This is a genomic window from Streptomyces sp. RFCAC02 (assembly GCF_004193175.1).
In the GTDB taxonomy this organism is placed as follows: Bacteria; Actinomycetota; Actinomycetes; order Streptomycetales; family Streptomycetaceae; genus Streptomyces.
In genome coordinates, this window is the sequence record NZ_SAUH01000001.1 from 1566510 (window position 1) to 1583700 (window position 17191).

Sequence of the window (17191 nt, forward strand, 5' to 3'; positions counted from 1 at the left end):
CCCTTCGCGTGGACGGCCCGCCCCGGGCCTCCTACCATCGCGGCATTCGGGGCCGCGTCGCGTGGCCGGGCCGGCAGCGGGAGTTGACGCATGTCAGAGGTGACCTTCGGTCGCGAGGACATCGAGGCGAGGCTGGGGGCGGACGGCGGCACGTCGCCCTGGACGCTGATGGAGGACTTCTCGGACGAGATCGACGCCGAGAGCATGGCCGAGACCGCCGCCGTCTACCGCAGGGCGGCCGGCGAGGCCGACACCATCGGCGACCTCGCGCGGACCGCGAGCCAGGTCGCCGAGGACTCCAGCGAGTGGAACGGCGCCGCGCTCGCGGACGGCGAGGGACGCGCCGGCGAGACCACCCGGGACCTCCAGGACGACGGCACCTACATGGGCGAGGTGTCCACCCTCCTGTCCCAGGCGATGGACATCGCCGTAGAGACGGACGACGCGATCCACGGCATGGTCGATTACGCCGAGGACGACGCCAACATGGAGTACGTCCTGAAGCGCGAGGTGGGGATCGCGGAGGGCGAGTGGGAGAACTGGCAGCAGTTCCTCTCCTACATCGACCCGTACGACCCCTCCAAGGGGCACATCGTCACCTACGACTACCAGCAGATCGGGGAGATCCTCGGCCTCGACCCGCAGCGGCCCGCGTACCTCGCCGAGGCCATCAAGAAGCACCACGTCAAGCAGGTCGCCGAGCACGCCACGGAGGTGGCGACGGCGATCACCGACACCATCGAGGGCTACCGCGCGGCCCTGACCCGGTACGGCGCCGACCTCGGCGACCTCGGCTACGACCTGACCGGTGGGCCGCTCCAGCTGTGGAGCAGCGAGGAGATGGCCCAGTGGGCCGTCGACCACATCAACGCGGCCGACCCGTCGGACGACGCGGCGATGCGCCCGTACCTGGAGACGCTCCAGTCGCTCACCACCGCCGCGCAGAACGGCCGGAAGCTGACCGAGCAGGAACGCGACTATCTCGACTACTTCTTCAACAACCTGGACCAGGGCAGGCTGCGGGACTTCACCCTCGCGGCGGCCGGCCGCACGCCGGTCGATCCCGGCTCCTCGAACTGGGGTTCCATCACCGGCACGGAGGACTCGACGGCGCAGATCCTCGCCGACGCCTTCACCGTGATGTACGACCCGGAGCGCGGCGGCTTCGACCCGGAGCAGCACGGCTTGCCGGCCGAGGTCAGCGGGATGCTGCACCCCCGGTACAACCAGTACGGCAACCGCGTGGACCCGGGCGCGGAGGACGCCGCCGACTACATCAGCGACTACGGGCAGACCGCGTCGTTCCTCGCGCTGGCGAGCGACCCGCCGGGCGATTCGATGGCCCGCCTCATGGCGGACTCCGCCCTGTACACGCAGAACCTCAGCTCCACCCACCCCGAGTACCGCACCTCGCCGAACGGCGGCTCCGACATCCTCCTGGAGACGGCGGCCCGCAACAGCGACGCGGCCGCCGGGATGCTGGCGGACAAGGAGTTCACGAACGAGCTGTTCGACCAGCAGTGGGACGTCAGCAAGGGCGCGGCGGCCCTCGTCACGGCCGGCACGACCGTCCCGGCCGGCCAGTCGGAGGGCGCGTACACCGACGCGCTCGGGAACGTCCGCGACGTGGCCCTGAACGACTGGGCGGCCGTCCAGCACGGCAGGGGCGAGGTCGGCGCTGACCGGGAGCTGGACCACAGCGACCTGGAGAAGGCTGTCGGCGCGCTGCTGCCGGACTCGGAGGCTGCGCCGCCGTTCTGATCCGGGTGATCCCGCTCAGCGCGGGCCCGCACCCCGGAGGAACTGCCCGATCGCGGTCTCCACGAGCCCGTCGAGCAGTTCAGGCCCGACGAAGTCGCCGTTGATCAGCGCGACGATCCCCTGCATGGTCGCGAACAGGACGATCCCGACCCGGTCGGGATCGCCCTCCTCCAGCACGCCCTGTTCCTGCCCCTGGACGATCAGTTCGCGCATCAGCCCGAACGGCGCGGCGGCCGCCTCGACGACGCGGGTCGCGCCCGGCCGGTGCTTGCCGGCGTACATCAGCTCCAGGAGCGCCGCGTTCTGTGTGGCGAAGCGGGCGTAGGCCGTCGCCGTGGCCCGCAGGCGTGCGGGGAAGTCCTCGTCCGCGCCGGCCAGGGCGGCGCGCAGCACGGTGTCGAGACGGACGAACCCGTTCTCGGCGAGCGCGTCGAGCAGGGCCTGCCGGTCCTGGAAGTGCCGGCGCGGCGCGGCGTGGCTGACGCCGGTCTCCCGCGCGAGGTCGCGCAGCGACAGCTTGTCCGCGCCGGCTTCCCGCAGCCGGCGCTCGGCGGCGTCGAGCAGTGCCGTACGGAGGCGTCCGTGGTGGTAGGGCTGCTCGCCCGGGGTGTCCGGCACGGGTCCCAGACTAGCCCGCGAATGTTGCCGTTGACAACTTGGTAGCCACTGCCTACTTTGTAGCCCATGACAACATTCAGCGCCTCGGACATCCCCGCCATGACGGGCCGCACCGTCGTCGTCACCGGCGCGAACAGCGGGATCGGCCGGATCGCCGCCCGCGAACTCGCCGCGCGGGGCGCCCGCGTCGTCCTGGCCGTGCGCTCCCCCGAGAAGGGCCGGGCGGCCGCCGCCTCGATGACGGGCGACGTCGAGGTGCGCCGCCTCGACCTCGCCGACCTGGCCTCGGTCCGCGCGTTCGCCGAGGACTTCACCGACCCCTTCGACATCCTGATCAACAACGCGGGCATCATGACCCCGCCGCTGTTCCGCACGGCCGACGGCTTCGAGTCGCAGTTCGGCACCAACCACCTGGGGCACTTCGCCCTCACGAACCTGCTGCTCCCCCGCGTACGGCAGCGGGTCGTCACCCTCTCGTCCACCGGTCACCGCACGGGCGCGATCGACTTCGACGACCTCAACTGGGAGCGCAAGCGGTACCGGGCGATGCCCGCGTACGCGCAGTCCAAGCTCGCCAACCTGCTGTTCACCTCGGAACTTCAGCGCCGCCTCACCGAGGCCGGCTCCCCCGTCATCGCGACGGCCGCGCACCCGGGCCTCGCGGCAACGAACCTGCTGAAGACCGACAAGCGCCGCCCGGTGCGCGACTTCGCCCGCAGGACGGCGGCCGGCCTCCTCGCGCAGAGCGACGAAGCAGGCGCCCTGCCGACGCTGTACGCGGCCGTGGCGGACATCCCGGGCGACAGCTACGTCGGCCCGGACGGCTTCCTGGAGGGCCGCGGCGCACCGGAGCTGGTCGGCCGCTCGGCACGGGCGAAGGACACCGGGGTGGCACGCCGCCTGTGGGACGTGTCCGAGGAACTGACGGGCGTCACCTTTCCCCACACCCTGCGGACCGCCTGACCTTCCCTAGTGCCGCGTCAGGCAAGGTTCGCCCCGTCGCGTCGCCCGGCACGGCACCTCGCTGCGTTGCCGAATCGCGCGAATACGACGGGTATGAGCTGCGATCCGGCGCCTTGCGATGCACCGCACCGGACGCCGCTCCTTGACGGGCAAACCTTGCCTGACGCGGCACTAGGAACACGGCAGTTCGACGGTGACGACGGTCGGCCCGCCCGGCGGGCTGCTGATCTCCATGGTTCCGTCCAGGGCGGCGGCCCGGCGGCGCATGCCGTCAAGACCCGACCCGCGGGCGGCGTCCGCCCCGCCGGCCCCGTCGTCCGTGACCCGCACGCGGAGCAGCGCGCCGTCACGGCTGACGCCGACCGACGCCCGGGTGGCGCCGCTGTGCCGGGCGATGTTCGCGAGCGCCTCGGTGACGGTGAACCAGGCGACTGCCTCGACCGCCGCCGGGACCTCGCCGAGCGGCCCGACGTCGATGCGGGTCGGCACCCCGGCCCTGGTGGAGAGGGTGCCGAGCGCGCCGGCGAGACCCTGATCGGCCAGGACCGGCGGATAGACGGCCCGGATGACGGAGCGCAGCTCGGTCATCGCGTCCTCGGTCTCGGCGTGGGCCTGCCGCACCAGGACGGCGGCCCTGCCGGGGTCATCGGCGAAGCTCTCCCCCGCCACGGCGAGCCGCATCGCGATGGCCACGAGACGGGCCTGGGTGCCGTCGTGGAGGTCGCGTTCGATGCGGCGGAGTTCCGCGCCGTGCGCCTGCAGGACGTCCGCGCGGGTCCGTGAGAGTTCGGTGACACGTCCGGCCAGCCGCTCCGTGGGCGACGGCGCCAGGACGGCGAGGCAGCACCGGGCGTGCGCGCGGGCGAGCGGCGGGAGGGTGACGGCGGCGAGCGCGGCCAGGACCAGGAGGTTCACCAGGCCGAGCGGCAGGGCGGTGCCCCAGCCGGTGATGGGATCGCTCATCACCGGCAGCCATGGCGCCGTGGGGAACGCCCACCACAGCGACGCGATGACGGGTGTCGCGGCCAGGGCTCCCAGGCACAGCAGGGCGAACGCGCCCGCCGGCAGACCGGTGGCCACCTGCGTCGCCAGCCATGCGAGGTCGCGGCGTACGGCGGACGGGCGCGGGCCGGCCGGCCGTCCCAGCAGCGCCGCCGCGCGCAGACGGTGCCGTTCCGCCCGGCGCCGTGCCAGCGACGGGACCCACAGCAGGGGGACGGCGACGAGCGTCACTGCCGCGCTCACCAGCGCGCCCAGCAGGTAACGCCCGCCGCCCCACACCCTGTTCCACCACGCGCGGGCCACGCCGACCGTACCGAGCATGTGTTCCGCTTCCCTCTGCCGTCCCGAGGACTCCCGCGGATCACCCTAGGCAAGGGGTGCGCCGACAGCGCTACAGGTGGCTGTACTTATCCCACGGGTGCCCGCGGTAGCGACGTGCGGCACCCTGCCTTCCTAGTGTCGGCGCATGCGATCAACGAACCAGCCGCTCCGGCGGAGCATCAAGTCCGGCGGACGGTGGACGGCCGCCGCCGCGACCGTACTCGTCACCGTCGGAGCGGTCCTCGCCGTCCAATTCCCCGCCGTCGCCGAGGGGACGGCCACCCGTGGATACGGGCGGGAGGACCTGCGCCGGGACGCGGACGCCATCCGGGCTCTCGGGGTCACCGGCGTCCAGGCGCGCGTGACCACGGGATCGGGCCGCGACCTCGTCGCGACCAGCGGTGTCGCCGAGGTGGGCACGGACCGTCCGGTGCCCCGCGACGGCTACTTCCGGATGGCCAGCACCGGGAAGACGCTGGTGGCCACCGTGGTCCTGCAACTGGTCGACGAAGGCAGGCTGTCTTTGGACGACACGGTGGACCGATGGCTGCCGGGCCTCGTGGACGGCAACGGCAACGACGGCAGCCTGATCACCGTCCGGAACCTTCTCCAGCACACCAGCGGCATCCACGACGACCTCCCCGGCTTCGCCACCCCCGAGGAGTACTACGAGCACCGGTACGACACCTACACGCCCGAGGAGATCGTCGCGCGGGCGATGGCGCACAGCCCGGACTTCGATCCCGGCGAGGGATGGGGCTACTCCAACACGGGATACGTCCTGCTCGACCTGATCATCGAGGAGGTCACGGGCCGTCCCTGGCACCGGGAGGTCGCCGACCGGGTCCTCGAACCGTCCGGCATGCACCACACCTACCTGCCGGGCGACACAGCCACGCTCCGCCGTCCGCACGCCCACAGCTACGAGGTCTTCCCCTCCGGCGAACGGGTCGACTTCACCGAGGTGATCGTCCCCGACCCCGGCGGCTACGTCTCCACCACCGCCGACGTCAACCGTTTCCTCCGCGCCCTCCTCGGCGGCGACCTGCTGCCGCCGGCGCGGCTGGCCGAGATGCGGGACACCGTCCCGGTCGGCGAGGAGATGGAGACGTTCTGGCCGGACGGGCGCTACGGACTCGGCCTGGTCGAGCGGCCCCTGACCTGCGGCGGCACCTACTGGAGCCACGAAGGGGGCGAGAGCGGCTACATCGGTCTGAACGGCGTCACGGCCGACGGCGGTCGCGCCGTCACCGTCTCCATGTCCACGGCGCTCGCCGGCTCCGCCGACAGCATGCTCCGGCAGGAGCAGGCCGCGAGCGACCTCGTCGATCACGCGCTGTGCGACACGCCGGGGGACGACGAGGCGGCGTGACGACCCGGGGTCCGCCGTCACTCCGCGTCCTGGCTCAGGAGGGCGGGGCGGCGGCGGATCACCGGTTCCAGGTAGTCGGCGGTGGGGCCGTCGAGTTCCCGCAGCTCTGGTGGGGAGCCGACCAGGGTGATGTGGTCCAGCTCGGGGACGCGCCCGTGTGTCGTCTCGGTGCGGACCAGGGCCGAGTGGCGGGACAGCAGGACGGACGCGGGCCGGGCGGGGGCGACGTACAGGACGCCGACCGTTCCCCTCCTGCCCCGGGTGACGAGCCGCAGGGCGAGGGCGTCGGGGTCGGTGGTGAGGCCGGTCTCCTCCACGAGTTCGCGCGCCGCGTGGCGGCGCAGGGCGGCGGCGTCGAGCGGGACGCCGTCGTCCGGCGGCTCGGCCGATCCGCCCGGGAGCTGCCAGCGGCCCGGCGCGGCCGTGGTCGCCGCCGACCGGCCGACGACGACGCGCCCGTCACCGTCCGGCTGGAGCACCGCGACGAACAGCGGCGGCAGCCACGAGACGGCGCCGGGGACGCGGCGCAGCAGGAAGTGGCGGTAGGTCGTGCGCGCCCAGGAGAGGTGCAGACGGCGCGGCCCGTCCCAGGACAGGCCCGCGCAGGCGACGACCGGCCCGTCGAAGAGGCTCGGGTTGGCGGCGACCGCCGCGTTCCACAGGCGGTCCATGGCCAGCCGCTCACCGGCCGGCGGGCGGGGCGCGGCCACTTCGGTGAGACGGAGTCCGCCGACCTCCAGGAGGTCGGCGCCGGGCGGCTCGGGCGGGGGTGCGGGCACCCGTCCATCCTGCGCCGCGGGCGGCCGGGGCGGGCGTACGCCGTGCTCCGGTCGGGTGACGGACGGCGGGCGCGCCGTCGTCCCGGGGGCCGGGGAACCGCCCGGGAGACAACGTGGGTGAACGCAGCTATTCACCTCACGGGTGATCCGGGCGCATACGGCGGAGTTTCGCCATGTGGGCGTCGATCTGACGGGCCAGGGCATCGACGGCGGCGGAAAGCTCCTCGGGGGTGAGCCGACGCTCGCCCTCCTCTTCGTCCGACTCGTCGGACGGTGTGATGTTCTCGTCGCGGGGCAGCTCGGATGCGGCACTCACCGGGCGTTCACCTGTTCGGGAATGCGGCGGAGAAGGTCGACGAGTCGCGCTGCTGTGTCGAGATTGCAGCGGCCCAGTTCCAACAGCGGCCTGCTGTAGTAAATCCCTGCGCTGGTCACCGGGTCGACGGCGAGCGACGGAAGCTTGATCCCGTGCCGGCCGAGAAGTTCGCGCAGCTCAGCGCAGAGCTCGTCGGCGTCCTCGGTCGGCGCGGGGAGATTCGCCCCGGTCGGTGGCAGGGGCACCGGGTCCCCGTGCAGTGCTCGATCGCTCATGGCCGATTCCTTTCGGTGTTTCCGACGCCGCCCGGGCGGCCGACCGCCCGGCTTGCTCTCAGCGTGTGATCAGGACACCACGGAACTCATAGAATTACGACCAGTGAACGCCCGTATTCACGGGGTGGGGCGTGCGCGCAGCCATCGGAGCACGCGATGAAGGAGGTGGGGCCGTGGATGAGGAGCAGATCCCTCAGCAGGTGAATCCCATGCCCGGTTTCGGAGACGACCTGAGAGAGGTACGGCTGGGACGGAAGCTGACGCAGGAACACGTGGCGAAGGGCACGGGGTTCAGCAGGACGTACGTGACGAAGGTCGAGACGGGGGCGGTGTTCCCCAGCGAGAACTTCGCGCAGAAGTGCGACGTGGTCTTCAACACCCACGGCATGTTCGAACGCCTGCGCTCCCGCCTGGAGGACCTGGGCCACGCGGCATGGTTCGCGCCCTACCTCGACCTGGAGGACAAGGCGTCGCGGATACTGGGTTTCTCCTCCAGTCTCATCTGGGGTTTGCTGCAGACCCCCGACTACGCGCAGGCCATCTTCAAGGCTGCGAATCCCAAAGCCGACGACGAAACGATCGAGTCGAAGGTGCTAGCGCGTATGGCTCGGCGCCGCGTCTTCGAACGGAAGGACCCGCCCGAAGTATGGGCCGTCTTCCACGAAGCCTGCCTGCGCACCGTGGTCGGCACAAAGAAAGTCATGGCCGAGCAGGTCGAGTACCTCCTGGACTTCATGAACAGGCCGTACGTCAACGCCCAAGTGCTGCCGTTCTCGGCGGGCGCGCCGGACGGCATGTTCCACCCCTTCACGCTGCTTGCGTTCGAAGGGGGCGTACCGTCCCTGGTCTACGCCGACGGACGCTACGAGGGCAAGATCTACGACGCCCCGAAAACCGTCGGCAGCGCGATCTCTTTCTATGATCGATTGAGGCTGCGTTCGCTGTCCACGGACAAGTCGGTAGCCTTCATGAACTCTCTGATCAAGGAGTACAGATCGTGAATTCCCCCATCAAGAGCCAGGTCGCTGACACTTGGGTCAAGTCGTCGTACAGTGGCGGCAACGGGGGCGACTGTGTGGAGTGCGCGCCGGAACACCTTGCGACGTACGGAGTCATGCCGGTGCGGGACTCCAAGGCCCCCGACCGCGCGCGCCTCGCGTTCGAGGCCGCCGCGTGGCGAGCGTTCATCGAGTCCGTCCGCTGAGGCGGAACCGACCTGGAGAGACGGGCATGAGACCGAAAGCCACGTGGATCAGTTCCTCGTACAGCGGCAGCAACGGGGGCGACTGTGTGCAGTGCGCCCCCGGCCACGCCGCTGAGCACGGCGTCATGCCCGTCCGCGACTCCAAGGATCCCGACAGAGGGGTCCTCGCAGTCCGAGCAACTACATGGATGGCCTTTGTGCAAGCCATCCAGACAGACGACGTCCGAGCAAGCAGGTGACCAAACCAGCGAGCAAGCGCGCTATCACCTGCTAGCTTTCACACATGGCCAAGGTTCAGCTGAACGTGAGACTTGAAGAAGACGCGGCCGAGATGGCACGGCAGGCCGCTGAGACACGGCACCTGCCCGTGAACGAGTACGTGGAACAACTGATCAAGGCGGACAACGAGCCGCTGCGAGAACGGTTCCTCGCCGGAGCCCAGGAAGTCCTTGATGGCTACGGCGATCTTTTGGACGACCTGGAGTCTGCTGCATGAGCTTGGTCATCGATCTGACGTGGATCCTCGACGTAGCTCGGCGAGCCGGTCAGGACGACCCCGCTCCTGACGACTACGGCGTACCCATTGCCGCGGTCGAACGCCACAAGGCAGTCCTGGCCGGCCAGAGCGTCTACCACGGTGCCTTCGCCCGTGCGGCGGCCCTGGTCCACACCCTCGGCAGGCTGCGGTGGCTCGAACGATCCAACCTCCGCGTCGCTGTGGCCGTGGCTCACGGCTACCTGACCGCTTCCGGCATCCAGGCGAAACTCAGCCAGGACGGGGTGACCGCTCTTGCTGCAGAACTGCGGAAGGCGGATTGTACGGCAGCGTCCGTGGCCGCGGTCCTACGGGCCTGGGTACCCCGCTGAGAGGACCCGGCAGGGGCATCTGCGGTCGCCGTGTGTGCGGGGGCGGGTGAGAGTGGGCACAAGGAGAGTTCCACACCTCAGCCGCTCGCGCGCAGGGAAAGGGGGTCGCCCCATGAGCCGGCCCGTCATCGTCGGTGTCGACGGCAGTCCGCAGAGCCGTGCCGCCGTGGAGTGGGCCGCGCGGGAGGCGCGGCGGCGTGGTCTGCCGCTCCGTCTCGTGCACGCGTGGGTGGACGAGTCCCTGTACATGGCGCCCGTGCCCGACGACAGCGTCGGGCGGCAGCTCCTCGACGACATCGGTTCCGACATCGCCCGCCGGTACCCCGACGTGGCCGTCAGCCAGGAACTGATGGCGGAGACCGCCACGGCCGGGCTGGTCGAGAAGTCCGGCGAGGCCGAGCTGCTGGTCCTCGGGTCCCACGGCCGTACCCCCCTCGTCGGCTTCCTCACCGGGTCGGTCGGGCTTCCGGTGATCGCGCACAGCGAGCGGCCCGTCGTCCTCGTGCGCGAGGGCGGGGACGGCGCCGACGCCGAGGGCGACGAGGTGGTCGTCGGCATGCGGGACCTCGGGCCGCCCGGGGACGCGCTGCTCGGGCTCGCGTTCGCCACCGCCGTCGCGCGCGGCGCGGCGGTGCGGGCCGTCCGGGTGTGGGGCGGGGCGCCGGGCCTCTTCGGCGACGACCTCCCCGAGAACCTCGACCAGCGCGACGCGCACGCCGAGGCCGGGGCGCGCGAGACGGCCGCCCTCGCCGAGGCCCTCGCCCCGTGGCGGCTCCAGCATCCGGACGTGCGGCTCGTCGAGGACGTGCGGTTCGGCAACGCGGGCGAACAGCTCCTCGCCGCCGCCTCCGGCGGCCGGGCCGCGCTGCTCGTCGTCGGACGCCGTACGAACCGCGGCCTGCTCAGCATGCGCATCGGCTCGGTGGCGCACGCCGCGCTGCACCACGCGGAGATGCCGGTCGCCGTCGTCCCGTACGAGCGCCACGGCGACTGACCGCGCCCGCCGCGTGGGCCTCAGAAGGTGATGAGCGCCTTCAGGACACGGCGGTCGGCCATCGCGCGGTAGGCGTCGGGGACCTGGTCCAGGGTGAACGTCCCGTCGAGGACGCGCCCGGGGTCGATCGTGCCGTCCAGGACGTCGGGGAGCAGCTCCGGTATGTAGGACCGGGCCGGGCTGGCGCCGCCGGTGAGGGTGATGTTCCGCAGGACCGTCGATGGTCCGACGGGGCCTTCCTCGTACTGCGGGATGCCCAGGCGGCTGATGGTGCCGCCGTCGTCGGCGGCCGCGATGGCGGTCTCCAGGGCCGCACGGGTGCCGACGGCCTCGATGACCTTGCCGACGCCGTCGCCGCCGGTCAGGTCGCGTACGCGGGCGACGCCTTCCTCGCCGCGTTCCGCGATGACGTCGGTCGCGCCGAACGCGCGGCCCAGGTCGGTGCGGTCGGTGTGCCGGCCCATGAGGACGATCCGCTCGGCGCCCAGGCGTCCGGCGGCGAGCACCGCGCACAGGCCGACCGCGCCGTCGCCGATGACCAGCACCGTGTCACCGGGGCCGACGCCGGCGGTGACCGCGCCGTGGTGGCCCGTGCCCATGACGTCGGAGAGGGTCAGCAGCGACGGCAGCAGCGCGGATCCGGCGTCGACGGGCAGCCTGACGAGGGTGCCGTCGGCCTGCGGGACGCGCACCGCCTCGCCCTGGCCGCCGTCCACTCCGCCGGTGCCGTACCGGCCGCCGTTGCGGCACGAGAAGGTCAGGCCCCGGGCGCAGTAGTCGCAGGTGCTGTCGCAGTACGTGAACGGTGCGACGACCAGGTCACCGGCCCGGACACCCGTGACCTCCGGGCCGGTCTCCTCGACGACGCCGAGGAACTCGTGCCCCATGAGCCGGCCGGTCCCGGCGGGGGGCATCGACGCGTAGGGCCACAGGTCGGAGCCGCACACGCACGACAGCACGGTGCGGACGACGGCATCGGTGGGCTGCTGGATCACCGGGTCGGGACGGTGTTCGATCCGGATGTCCCCGGCTCCGTACATCACTGCTGCTCGCACGTGGTCCTCTTCTCCGCATGGTGTCTGGGCGTCCTCCGCCCTGCTTCTCGTTCACCCACCCTCCGGCCCGCGCCGGCCCGCGGGCAGGCCGAGCTGTTCGGGGTAATGACAGTGCCCCCCACCGCACTGCCGTACGAGTCGGCCCGGTGTGAGACTGGGAGGCATGGCATCCGAGCACTCCACCGGTGGCGGCGAGGGCGCGGAGCTGGGCCGTTTCCTGCGCGCCCGCCGCACCCGGACCAGCCCGGCACAGGTCGGCCTGACCGTCGGCACCGGGCTGCGCCGCACCCCCGGGCTGCGCCGTGAGGAGCTGGCCACCCTCGCCGGGATCAGCATCGACTACTACGTGCGCCTGGAGCGCGGCAAGGAGACCCGGCCGAGCCCGGCCGTCCTGGACGCCCTCGCCCGCGCGCTGCGCCTGGACGACGAGGCGCACCAGCACTTGCGGGATCTCGCCGCCCGAGCCGCCCGCTACATGCCGGAGCCGCCCCCGGCCCCGAGCCGCACCGTGCGCCCGCACCTGAGGGTGCTGCTGGAGTCGCTGCGCCCGAACCCGGCCTACGTGATCAGCCGCAGCATGGACGTACTCGCCTGGAACCCCGGCGGCCTCGACCTGTACGCGGGCCTCGCGGACTGGCCGGCCGGGTACCGCAACCTCGCCCGCTACCTCTTCCTCCACCCGGCGGCCCGGGACCTGTTCCCGGACTGGGAGAGCCGGGTCGCCGGCTGCGTCGCGCGGCTGCGCGCCGTCGCCGGGACCGCGCCCGACGCGCCCGACCTCACCCGTCTGGTCGGTGAGCTGCTGCTGAAGAGCCCCGACTTCGCGGGTCTGTGGGAGCGCTACGAGGTCACCGGCCGGAAGTCCGCCCGCAAGACGTTCCGGCACCCCCGGGTCGGCACGGTCACCCTCACCTGCGAGACCCTGCACGTCGAGGGCGTTCCCGGCCAGCGCATCGGCGTCTACACGGCCGACCCCGGCACACCGGACCACGACGCGATGCTCCTGCTCGACATGACCGCGCCCCAGGCCGCGCCCGGCGGGGAGGTCCCGCAGGCCCGGCGCTGAGGCCCATGCCCCAGACAGACCTCAGGCAGCGCGTTCCCGGATCAGGGTCTCCAGGCCGTCCAGGACGCGCCGCAGTCCGAACGTGAACGCGTGGCCCGGGTCGTAGACGCCGCCGTGGGCCTCGCCGGCCGCGCTTCCGACGCGGGCCGCGAGGGGGAAGCGGCCGGGGTCGAAGACCTTCGCGAGCAGCGGCGCGTTGGCCGCCCACCACTCCTCGTCGGACAGGGCGCCCGCGCGGGCCGCCGCCTGCGTGTCCAGCTCGGCGCGGGCGACGGACTGCACGAACCCGAGGAGGAACGCGAGCGCCGCGTCCATCTCGACGTCGTCGAGCCCGAGGCCGTCGAACGCCTCAAGCTCGTGCTCGTACTTCGCCATCAGGCCGGGGCCGAGCGGCGGGCGCGTGGTGGGCAGGGTCGCCACCCAGGGGTGGCGCAGGAACAGGTCGCGGTTGTCGCGCGCGACGGCCTCCACCCTGGCCCGCCACGGCCGGTCCCCGTGGCCGGCGCGCGGCATCCGCAGGTAGGCGGCGTCGAGCATGAGGTCGAGCAGTTCGGTCTTGCCCGGGACGTACGTGTAGAGCGTCATCGGCGTGACGCCGAGGCGCTGGGCGACGCCGCGCATGGTCAGGGCGTCGAGGCCGCCGGTGTCGGCCAGCTCCGTGGCGGCGTGGACGACGGCGTCGACCGTGAGGCCCTGCCGGGGGCCGCGCCGGGGGCCGCCCTGCCCCGGCTCGCGCCAGAGCAGTTCCAGGGTCCGTGCCGGGTCGCCGGGCGCGCTTCGTTCCTTGGCCATGGGCACCATCCTGCCCTCCGTCCGCGCCGGACCGCACTTTACTCCGTACAACGTACAGTGTACCTTGTACGGAGTTCGCTTCCCCGTGTCAGGAGGACCCCATGGACATCACCGCCACCGCCATCTCCCTCACCGTCGACGACATCGACGCGTCCGCCGCCTTCCTGACCCGGCACTTCGGCTTCGAGAAGGCCATGGCCGCCGACGGGTTCGTCTCCCTCGGCCGCGCCGACGCCCCGAACGTGGTCTTCCTGCGCCGTGGCATCGAGGTCCTGCCCGAGGGCTTCAGGGACCAGCACGCGGCGGGCCTGATCATCGCGTTCGTCGTGGACGACCTCGACGCCGAGCACGAACGGCTCCGCGGTGAGGGCGTCACCATCACCATGGCGCCGCGCGAGGAGCCGTGGGGCGAGCGCCTGTTCCAGGTCACCGACCCGAACGGCGTCGTCGTCCAGCTCGTCTCCTGGGCCACGCCCGCCGGGAACTGACCGGCCCCCCGGCGGGGAGCGGCCGTACGGCCGTCACAGCGGCAGCAGCCGCTCCTCGCCCGGGGCGATCTCCACCGCGTCGCCGTGCAGCACCACGCACGCCGGCGCCTCCTCCCACTCCGGGACGGAGATCCGCATCTGGCCGGGCTGCAGCCGCATCCGCACCGCCACGCCCCGGAACCGCACGGAGAACGCGTACTCCGACAGCTCCGGCAGCGGCGCCGGGTCGAGCAGCAGGGCGCCCTCCCGCGTCTCCAGGCCCGTCAGACCGCGCTGCACCAGGTCGAGCGTGCCCGCCATGGCGCCCAGGTGGATGCCCTCCTCCGTCGTGCCGCCCTGGAGGTCGGCCACGTCGCTCGCGAGCGCGTCCCGCAGGTGCGTCCACGCCTCGCCGTGCCGCGTACGGGCCAGCACCCACGCGTGCACGACACCGCTGAGCGTCGAGCCGTGGCTCGTACGGGCCAGGTAGTAGTCGACGGTGCGGCGCCACATGTCGTCGTCCATCTCCGCGTAGCCGAGGCGGTGGAAGATCTCCGCCAGCTCGCGCGGCTGGAACAGGTAGCCCAGCATCAGCGTGTCGGCCTGCTTGGACGCCTGGTAGCGGTTCGGGCTGTCGCCCTCGGACTCCAGGATGCGGTCGAGGCGGCGGATGTCCCCGTACCGGCTCCGGTACGCGTCCCAGTCCAGCTCGGCCAGGTCGCCGTAGCCCTCGAACTGGCTGACCACGCCCCGGTGGAACGGGACCCGCAGGCGCCGCGAGATGTCGTCCCACTCGTCGGTCTCGCCCGCCCGCAGCTCGACGCGCTCGAACACCTCCGCTCGCCGCGAGCGCGGCAGGGTACGGGCCAGGTCCACGGCGCGGGCGAGCACCCACGCGGCGAGGACGTTGGTGTACGCGTTGTCGTCGAGCCCCGACGTGTCGCGGTCCGGGTAGCCGTCGTGGTACTCGTCGGGACCCAGGACGCCGAGGATGCGGTACCGCTCGTGCTGCCGGTCGTACACCGCCGACTCGGCCCAGAACCGGGCGATCTGGAACAGCATCTCCGCGCCGCGCGAGTGCGCGAACTCCGTGTCGCCGGTGACCTGCCCGTAGCGCCACACGTTGTACGCGACGGCCGAGCCGACGTGGTGCTGCAGGCGGGAGTTGTCGGGCAGCCAGCGGCCCGACTTCGGGTTCAGGTGCACCTCGGGCGTCTCCTCGCGGCCGTCGCTGCCGCTCTGCCACGGGTACATCGCGCCGCCCCGCCCGATCGCGGCCGCCGACCGCATGGCCTCGGGCAGGCGCCGGTAGCGGTAGTTCATGAGGGCGCGCGACAGGTCGGGGAAGTGCAGGTTCAGGTACGGCAGGACGAACAGCTCGTCCCAGAAGACGTGCCCCCGGTACGCCTCCCCGTGCAGGCCGCGCGCCGGGACCCCGACGTCGAGTTCGGCCGTGTGCGCCGGCGACAGCGTGCCGAGCAGGTGGAACAGGTGCAGCCGCAGCACGTGCCCCGCCTCGCCCGGGACCTCGAGCTCGGCGTGCCGCCACAGCCGGTCCCAGGCCATCAGGTGCGAGTCGAGGAGCGTGGCGTAGTCCGGGGCGCGGCGCACCCGGTCGAGCGCCGCCGACAGCGGGCTGCTGATCGCGGGGTCGCGCGAGGTGTGCAGGGCGACCGTCTTCTCGACGGCGGCCGGGCGGTCCGGCCCGACCGGCAGCGTCAGCACCTGGGAGACGCGGAAGTCGGACTGGTGGGTCCTGATGTGCTCCGGCTCGCCGTCCGGTTCGGCGCGGGTCCTTGCGGCGACGACGATCCGGATGTCCGACTCGCCGGTGCGGCAGCGCAGCCACACGATGCCGGGGTCGTCGTCCGCGTCGGCGGCGGCGCCGGTCTGCATGACGGTGAGGTGGTGGCTCGCCAGGTCGCTGTAGCGGGCCACGCCGGTGTTGCCGACCATGCCGTCGATGGCCGACTCGACCTCGACCGTGCCCTCCCAGTCCTCGGCGGTGAACTTCGTGCGCAGCGCCGCGAGGTGCGGGTCGCCCATGTGGACGAGCCGGGACTGCTCGACGTGGGTGTGGCGGCCGTGCGCGTCGCGGTAGCGGATCCAGCGGTTGAGGGTGCCGCGCCGCATGTCGAGGGCCTGCCGGTGCAGGAGGAGTTCGCCGCCCGCCGCGTCGTCGGGGGTGAACCAGTCGCCGTCCGGGCCGCCGTCGGGGTGGATGCGGAAGCGGAGCGGCAGCCAGTTGGGCAGGTTCACCATGTCCTCGTGTTCGAGGCGGCGGCCGGCGAGGAGGGTGGGCTTGCGGTTGTAGAGGCCGGCGGCGTACGTGCCCGGGTAGTGGGCGGGGCCGGCGGGGGCCTCGGGGGCTGCGCCCCGGGTGGCGAAGTAGCCGTTGCCGAGGGTGCACAGCGCCTCGCGGAGGCGTTCGGCGGGCGGGTCGTACCCGTCGTAGGACCAGATCCAGTCGGCGTCCGTCATGCCGCATCCCCTCCGCCGCGCGCGGCCGGTGCCGCGATCAGGTCGCCCAGGTCACGGACGACGATGTGCGCGCCCGCGTCGCGCAGGTCGTCGGCGCCGCGCGGGCCGCCCGTGCGGTCCACGCCCACGACCAGCGCGAAGCCGCCGCGCCTGCCGGCCTCCACGCCCGCGATGGCGTCCTCGACGACGGCCGCCGACTCCGGTGGCACGCCGACGCGGCGGGCGCCCTCCAGGAAGATCGCCGGATCCGGCTTGCCCGGCAGGCCGAGGCGGGCCATGTCATTGCCGTCCACCACGGTCTGCAGCATCGACCGGACGCCGGCGTGGGCGAGGAGGTCGCGGGCGTGGCGGGACGACGAGATGGCGGCGCAGCGGACGCGGGCGCTGTGCAGGGCGAGGAGCAGCCGCACCGTCCCGGGGTACGCCTCCAGGGTGCCCTCGCCGAGGACGCGCATGAACACCCGGTCCTTGGCCGCTGCGACGGCGTGGACGGTGCCGGTGCCGGGCGGGTCGCCGGGATCGCCGTACGGGATACCGGTGCCGCGCGCGGTGAGGAACGACTCGGCGCCGTCCATGCGGGACTTGCCGTCGACGTAGCGGCGGTAGTCCGCGTCGGGATCGAACGGCGGGTCGACGCCAGGCACGGTGTCGAACGTCTCCTTCCACGCGGCGGCGTGCGCCCGCGCCGAGTCGGTGATGACCCCGTCGGTGTCGAAGACCACCGCCCGGCAGGCCCACAGTTCCGGCACCGCCACCATGACCGCCTCACCTCCCGGGAGGGCGCGCAGCCACCCCCGTCCGTGCCCCCTGCTGCCCGTCCACGGGGGCGTCCGTCCATGGGAACCCGGTGCGGCCCGG

At 72.6% G+C, this 17191-nt stretch carries 20 protein-coding genes; 11 read left to right on the top strand and 9 right to left on the bottom strand.

Translation table 11 applies throughout. From position 1 onward, the window contains the following. Positions 1-90 precede the first annotated feature (90 nt). Entirely contained in the window at positions 91-1761 is a 1671-nt protein-coding gene (locus tag EMA09_RS07150; protein WP_129839972.1) for a hypothetical protein, read from the top strand. A gap of 15 nt (positions 1762-1776) precedes the next feature. Here EMA09_RS07150 and EMA09_RS07155 read toward each other — a convergent pair whose 3' ends face one another. Beyond that, positions 1777-2379: a TetR/AcrR family transcriptional regulator gene (locus EMA09_RS07155; protein ID WP_129839974.1), complete on the bottom strand. Its 603-nt coding sequence runs from the start codon at positions 2377-2379 to the stop codon at positions 1777-1779. Positions 2380-2445: 66 nt separating this feature from the next. Here EMA09_RS07155 and EMA09_RS07160 point away from each other — a divergent pair, with 66 nt between their 5' ends. After that, positions 2446-3342 carry an oxidoreductase gene (locus EMA09_RS07160; protein WP_129839976.1) on the top strand — a complete coding sequence of 299 codons (897 nt, stop codon included), beginning with the start codon at positions 2446-2448 and terminating at the stop codon, positions 3340-3342. A gap of 171 nt (positions 3343-3513) precedes the next feature. On the opposite strand, the gene EMA09_RS07165 is transcribed toward EMA09_RS07160, so the two are convergent. Continuing rightward, positions 3514-4665, bottom strand: coding sequence for a histidine kinase (locus tag EMA09_RS07165; RefSeq protein ID WP_129839978.1), 1152 nt, complete (start codon positions 4663-4665; stop codon positions 3514-3516). Positions 4666-4810: 145 nt separating this feature from the next. Here EMA09_RS07165 and EMA09_RS07170 point away from each other — a divergent pair, with 145 nt between their 5' ends. Beyond that, the gene (locus tag EMA09_RS07170; protein WP_129839980.1) at positions 4811-6037 is read left to right on the top strand and encodes a serine hydrolase domain-containing protein; all 1227 of its coding nucleotides are present in this window, start codon (positions 4811-4813) and stop codon (positions 6035-6037) included. Positions 6038-6054: 17 nt separating this feature from the next. Here the strand turns inward: EMA09_RS07170 and EMA09_RS07175 are convergent, their stop codons facing one another. The 3 genes from EMA09_RS07175 to EMA09_RS07185 all read right to left on the bottom strand — a co-directional run bounded on the left by EMA09_RS07175 (position 6055) and on the right by EMA09_RS07185 (position 7407). Further along, positions 6055-6816, bottom strand: a complete 762-nt coding sequence (locus EMA09_RS07175; RefSeq protein WP_129839982.1) for an NUDIX domain-containing protein — start codon at positions 6814-6816, stop codon at positions 6055-6057. 136 nt (positions 6817-6952) lie between these two features. After that, the gene (locus EMA09_RS07180; RefSeq protein ID WP_129839984.1) at positions 6953-7132 is read right to left on the bottom strand and encodes a hypothetical protein; all 180 of its coding nucleotides are present in this window, start codon (positions 7130-7132) and stop codon (positions 6953-6955) included. Continuing rightward, positions 7129-7407 (bottom strand): hypothetical protein, encoded by a 279-nt coding sequence (locus EMA09_RS07185; RefSeq protein WP_346655813.1) that lies wholly within the window; start codon positions 7405-7407, stop codon positions 7129-7131. The genes EMA09_RS07180 and EMA09_RS07185 overlap by 4 nt, the downstream gene beginning before the upstream one ends. A 173-nt stretch (positions 7408-7580) precedes the next feature. On the opposite strand from EMA09_RS07185, the gene EMA09_RS07190 reads away from it, so the two are divergent. From EMA09_RS07190 to EMA09_RS07215, 6 genes are all read left to right on the top strand, one after another. Beyond that, a complete protein-coding gene (locus EMA09_RS07190; protein ID WP_240796278.1) occupies positions 7581-8408 on the top strand; it encodes a helix-turn-helix transcriptional regulator in 828 nt (275 codons plus the stop codon). Further along, on the top strand, positions 8405-8611 hold the full coding sequence (locus EMA09_RS07195) for a DUF397 domain-containing protein (protein ID WP_240796279.1): 207 nt from the start codon (positions 8405-8407) through the stop codon (positions 8609-8611). The genes EMA09_RS07190 and EMA09_RS07195 overlap by 4 nt, the downstream gene beginning before the upstream one ends. 26 nt (positions 8612-8637) lie before the next feature. Continuing rightward, positions 8638-8850 (top strand): DUF397 domain-containing protein, encoded by a 213-nt coding sequence (locus EMA09_RS07200; protein WP_129839986.1) that lies wholly within the window; start codon positions 8638-8640, stop codon positions 8848-8850. A gap of 44 nt (positions 8851-8894) precedes the next feature. After that, complete coding sequence (locus EMA09_RS07205) at positions 8895-9107, top strand: hypothetical protein (RefSeq protein WP_129839988.1); 213 nt, start codon at positions 8895-8897, stop codon at positions 9105-9107. Further along, the gene (locus tag EMA09_RS07210; protein WP_129839990.1) at positions 9104-9478 is read left to right on the top strand and encodes a fic family toxin-antitoxin system, toxin component; all 375 of its coding nucleotides are present in this window, start codon (positions 9104-9106) and stop codon (positions 9476-9478) included. The genes EMA09_RS07205 and EMA09_RS07210 overlap by 4 nt, the downstream gene beginning before the upstream one ends. 112 nt (positions 9479-9590) lie before the next feature. Continuing rightward, complete coding sequence (locus EMA09_RS07215) at positions 9591-10472, top strand: universal stress protein (RefSeq protein ID WP_129839992.1); 882 nt, start codon at positions 9591-9593, stop codon at positions 10470-10472. A gap of 20 nt (positions 10473-10492) precedes the next feature. Here EMA09_RS07215 and EMA09_RS07220 read toward each other — a convergent pair whose 3' ends face one another. After that, positions 10493-11527, bottom strand: coding sequence for an alcohol dehydrogenase catalytic domain-containing protein (locus EMA09_RS07220; RefSeq protein ID WP_240796280.1), 1035 nt, complete (start codon positions 11525-11527; stop codon positions 10493-10495). Between the two features lie 163 nt (positions 11528-11690). Between EMA09_RS07220 and EMA09_RS07225 the strand changes: the two genes are divergently transcribed. After that, positions 11691-12593: a helix-turn-helix transcriptional regulator gene (locus EMA09_RS07225; protein WP_129839994.1), complete on the top strand. Its 903-nt coding sequence runs from the start codon at positions 11691-11693 to the stop codon at positions 12591-12593. A 21-nt stretch (positions 12594-12614) separates the two neighbouring features. Here the strand turns inward: EMA09_RS07225 and EMA09_RS07230 are convergent, their stop codons facing one another. Continuing rightward, a complete protein-coding gene (locus EMA09_RS07230; RefSeq protein ID WP_129839996.1) occupies positions 12615-13385 on the bottom strand; it encodes a TetR/AcrR family transcriptional regulator in 771 nt (256 codons plus the stop codon). 101 nt (positions 13386-13486) lie between these two features. On the opposite strand from EMA09_RS07230, the gene EMA09_RS07235 reads away from it, so the two are divergent. Further along, on the top strand, positions 13487-13873 hold the full coding sequence (locus EMA09_RS07235) for a VOC family protein (RefSeq protein ID WP_129839998.1): 387 nt from the start codon (positions 13487-13489) through the stop codon (positions 13871-13873). A gap of 33 nt (positions 13874-13906) precedes the next feature. On the opposite strand, the gene EMA09_RS07240 is transcribed toward EMA09_RS07235, so the two are convergent. After that, entirely contained in the window at positions 13907-16333 is a 2427-nt protein-coding gene (locus tag EMA09_RS07240) for a glycosyl hydrolase family 65 protein (protein WP_129840000.1), read from the bottom strand. Further along, on the bottom strand, positions 16330-17091 hold the full coding sequence (locus EMA09_RS07245; RefSeq protein WP_129840002.1) for an HAD-IA family hydrolase: 762 nt from the start codon (positions 17089-17091) through the stop codon (positions 16330-16332). Before EMA09_RS07245 ends, EMA09_RS07240 begins: the two co-directional genes overlap by 4 nt. Between the last annotated feature and the right edge of the window lie 100 nt (positions 17092-17191).

Bases quoted from the DNA above. Each gene is read 5' to 3' on its own strand.
- EMA09_RS07150 (WP_129839972.1), top strand. From the start codon at position 91: ATGTCAGAGGTGACCTTCGGTCGCGAGGACATCGAGGCGAGGCTGGGG.
- EMA09_RS07160 (WP_129839976.1), top strand. From the start codon at position 2,446: ATGACAACATTCAGCGCCTCGGACATCCCCGCCATGACGGGCCGCACC.
- EMA09_RS07165 (WP_129839978.1), bottom strand. From the start codon at position 4,665: ATGCTCGGTACGGTCGGCGTGGCCCGCGCGTGGTGGAACAGGGTGTGG.
- EMA09_RS07170 (WP_129839980.1), top strand. From the start codon at position 4,811: ATGCGATCAACGAACCAGCCGCTCCGGCGGAGCATCAAGTCCGGCGGA.
- EMA09_RS07185 (WP_346655813.1), bottom strand. From the start codon at position 7,407: ATGAGCGATCGAGCACTGCACGGGGACCCGGTGCCCCTGCCACCGACC.
- EMA09_RS07200 (WP_129839986.1), top strand. From the start codon at position 8,638: ATGAGACCGAAAGCCACGTGGATCAGTTCCTCGTACAGCGGCAGCAAC.
- EMA09_RS07205 (WP_129839988.1), top strand. From the start codon at position 8,895: ATGGCCAAGGTTCAGCTGAACGTGAGACTTGAAGAAGACGCGGCCGAG.
- EMA09_RS07210 (WP_129839990.1), top strand. From the start codon at position 9,104: ATGAGCTTGGTCATCGATCTGACGTGGATCCTCGACGTAGCTCGGCGA.
- EMA09_RS07215 (WP_129839992.1), top strand. From the start codon at position 9,591: ATGAGCCGGCCCGTCATCGTCGGTGTCGACGGCAGTCCGCAGAGCCGT.
- EMA09_RS07225 (WP_129839994.1), top strand. From the start codon at position 11,691: ATGGCATCCGAGCACTCCACCGGTGGCGGCGAGGGCGCGGAGCTGGGC.
- EMA09_RS07230 (WP_129839996.1), bottom strand. From the start codon at position 13,385: ATGGCCAAGGAACGAAGCGCGCCCGGCGACCCGGCACGGACCCTGGAA.
- EMA09_RS07235 (WP_129839998.1), top strand. From the start codon at position 13,487: ATGGACATCACCGCCACCGCCATCTCCCTCACCGTCGACGACATCGAC.
- EMA09_RS07240 (WP_129840000.1), bottom strand. From the start codon at position 16,333: ATGACGGACGCCGACTGGATCTGGTCCTACGACGGGTACGACCCGCCC.
- EMA09_RS07245 (WP_129840002.1), bottom strand. From the start codon at position 17,091: ATGGTGGCGGTGCCGGAACTGTGGGCCTGCCGGGCGGTGGTCTTCGAC.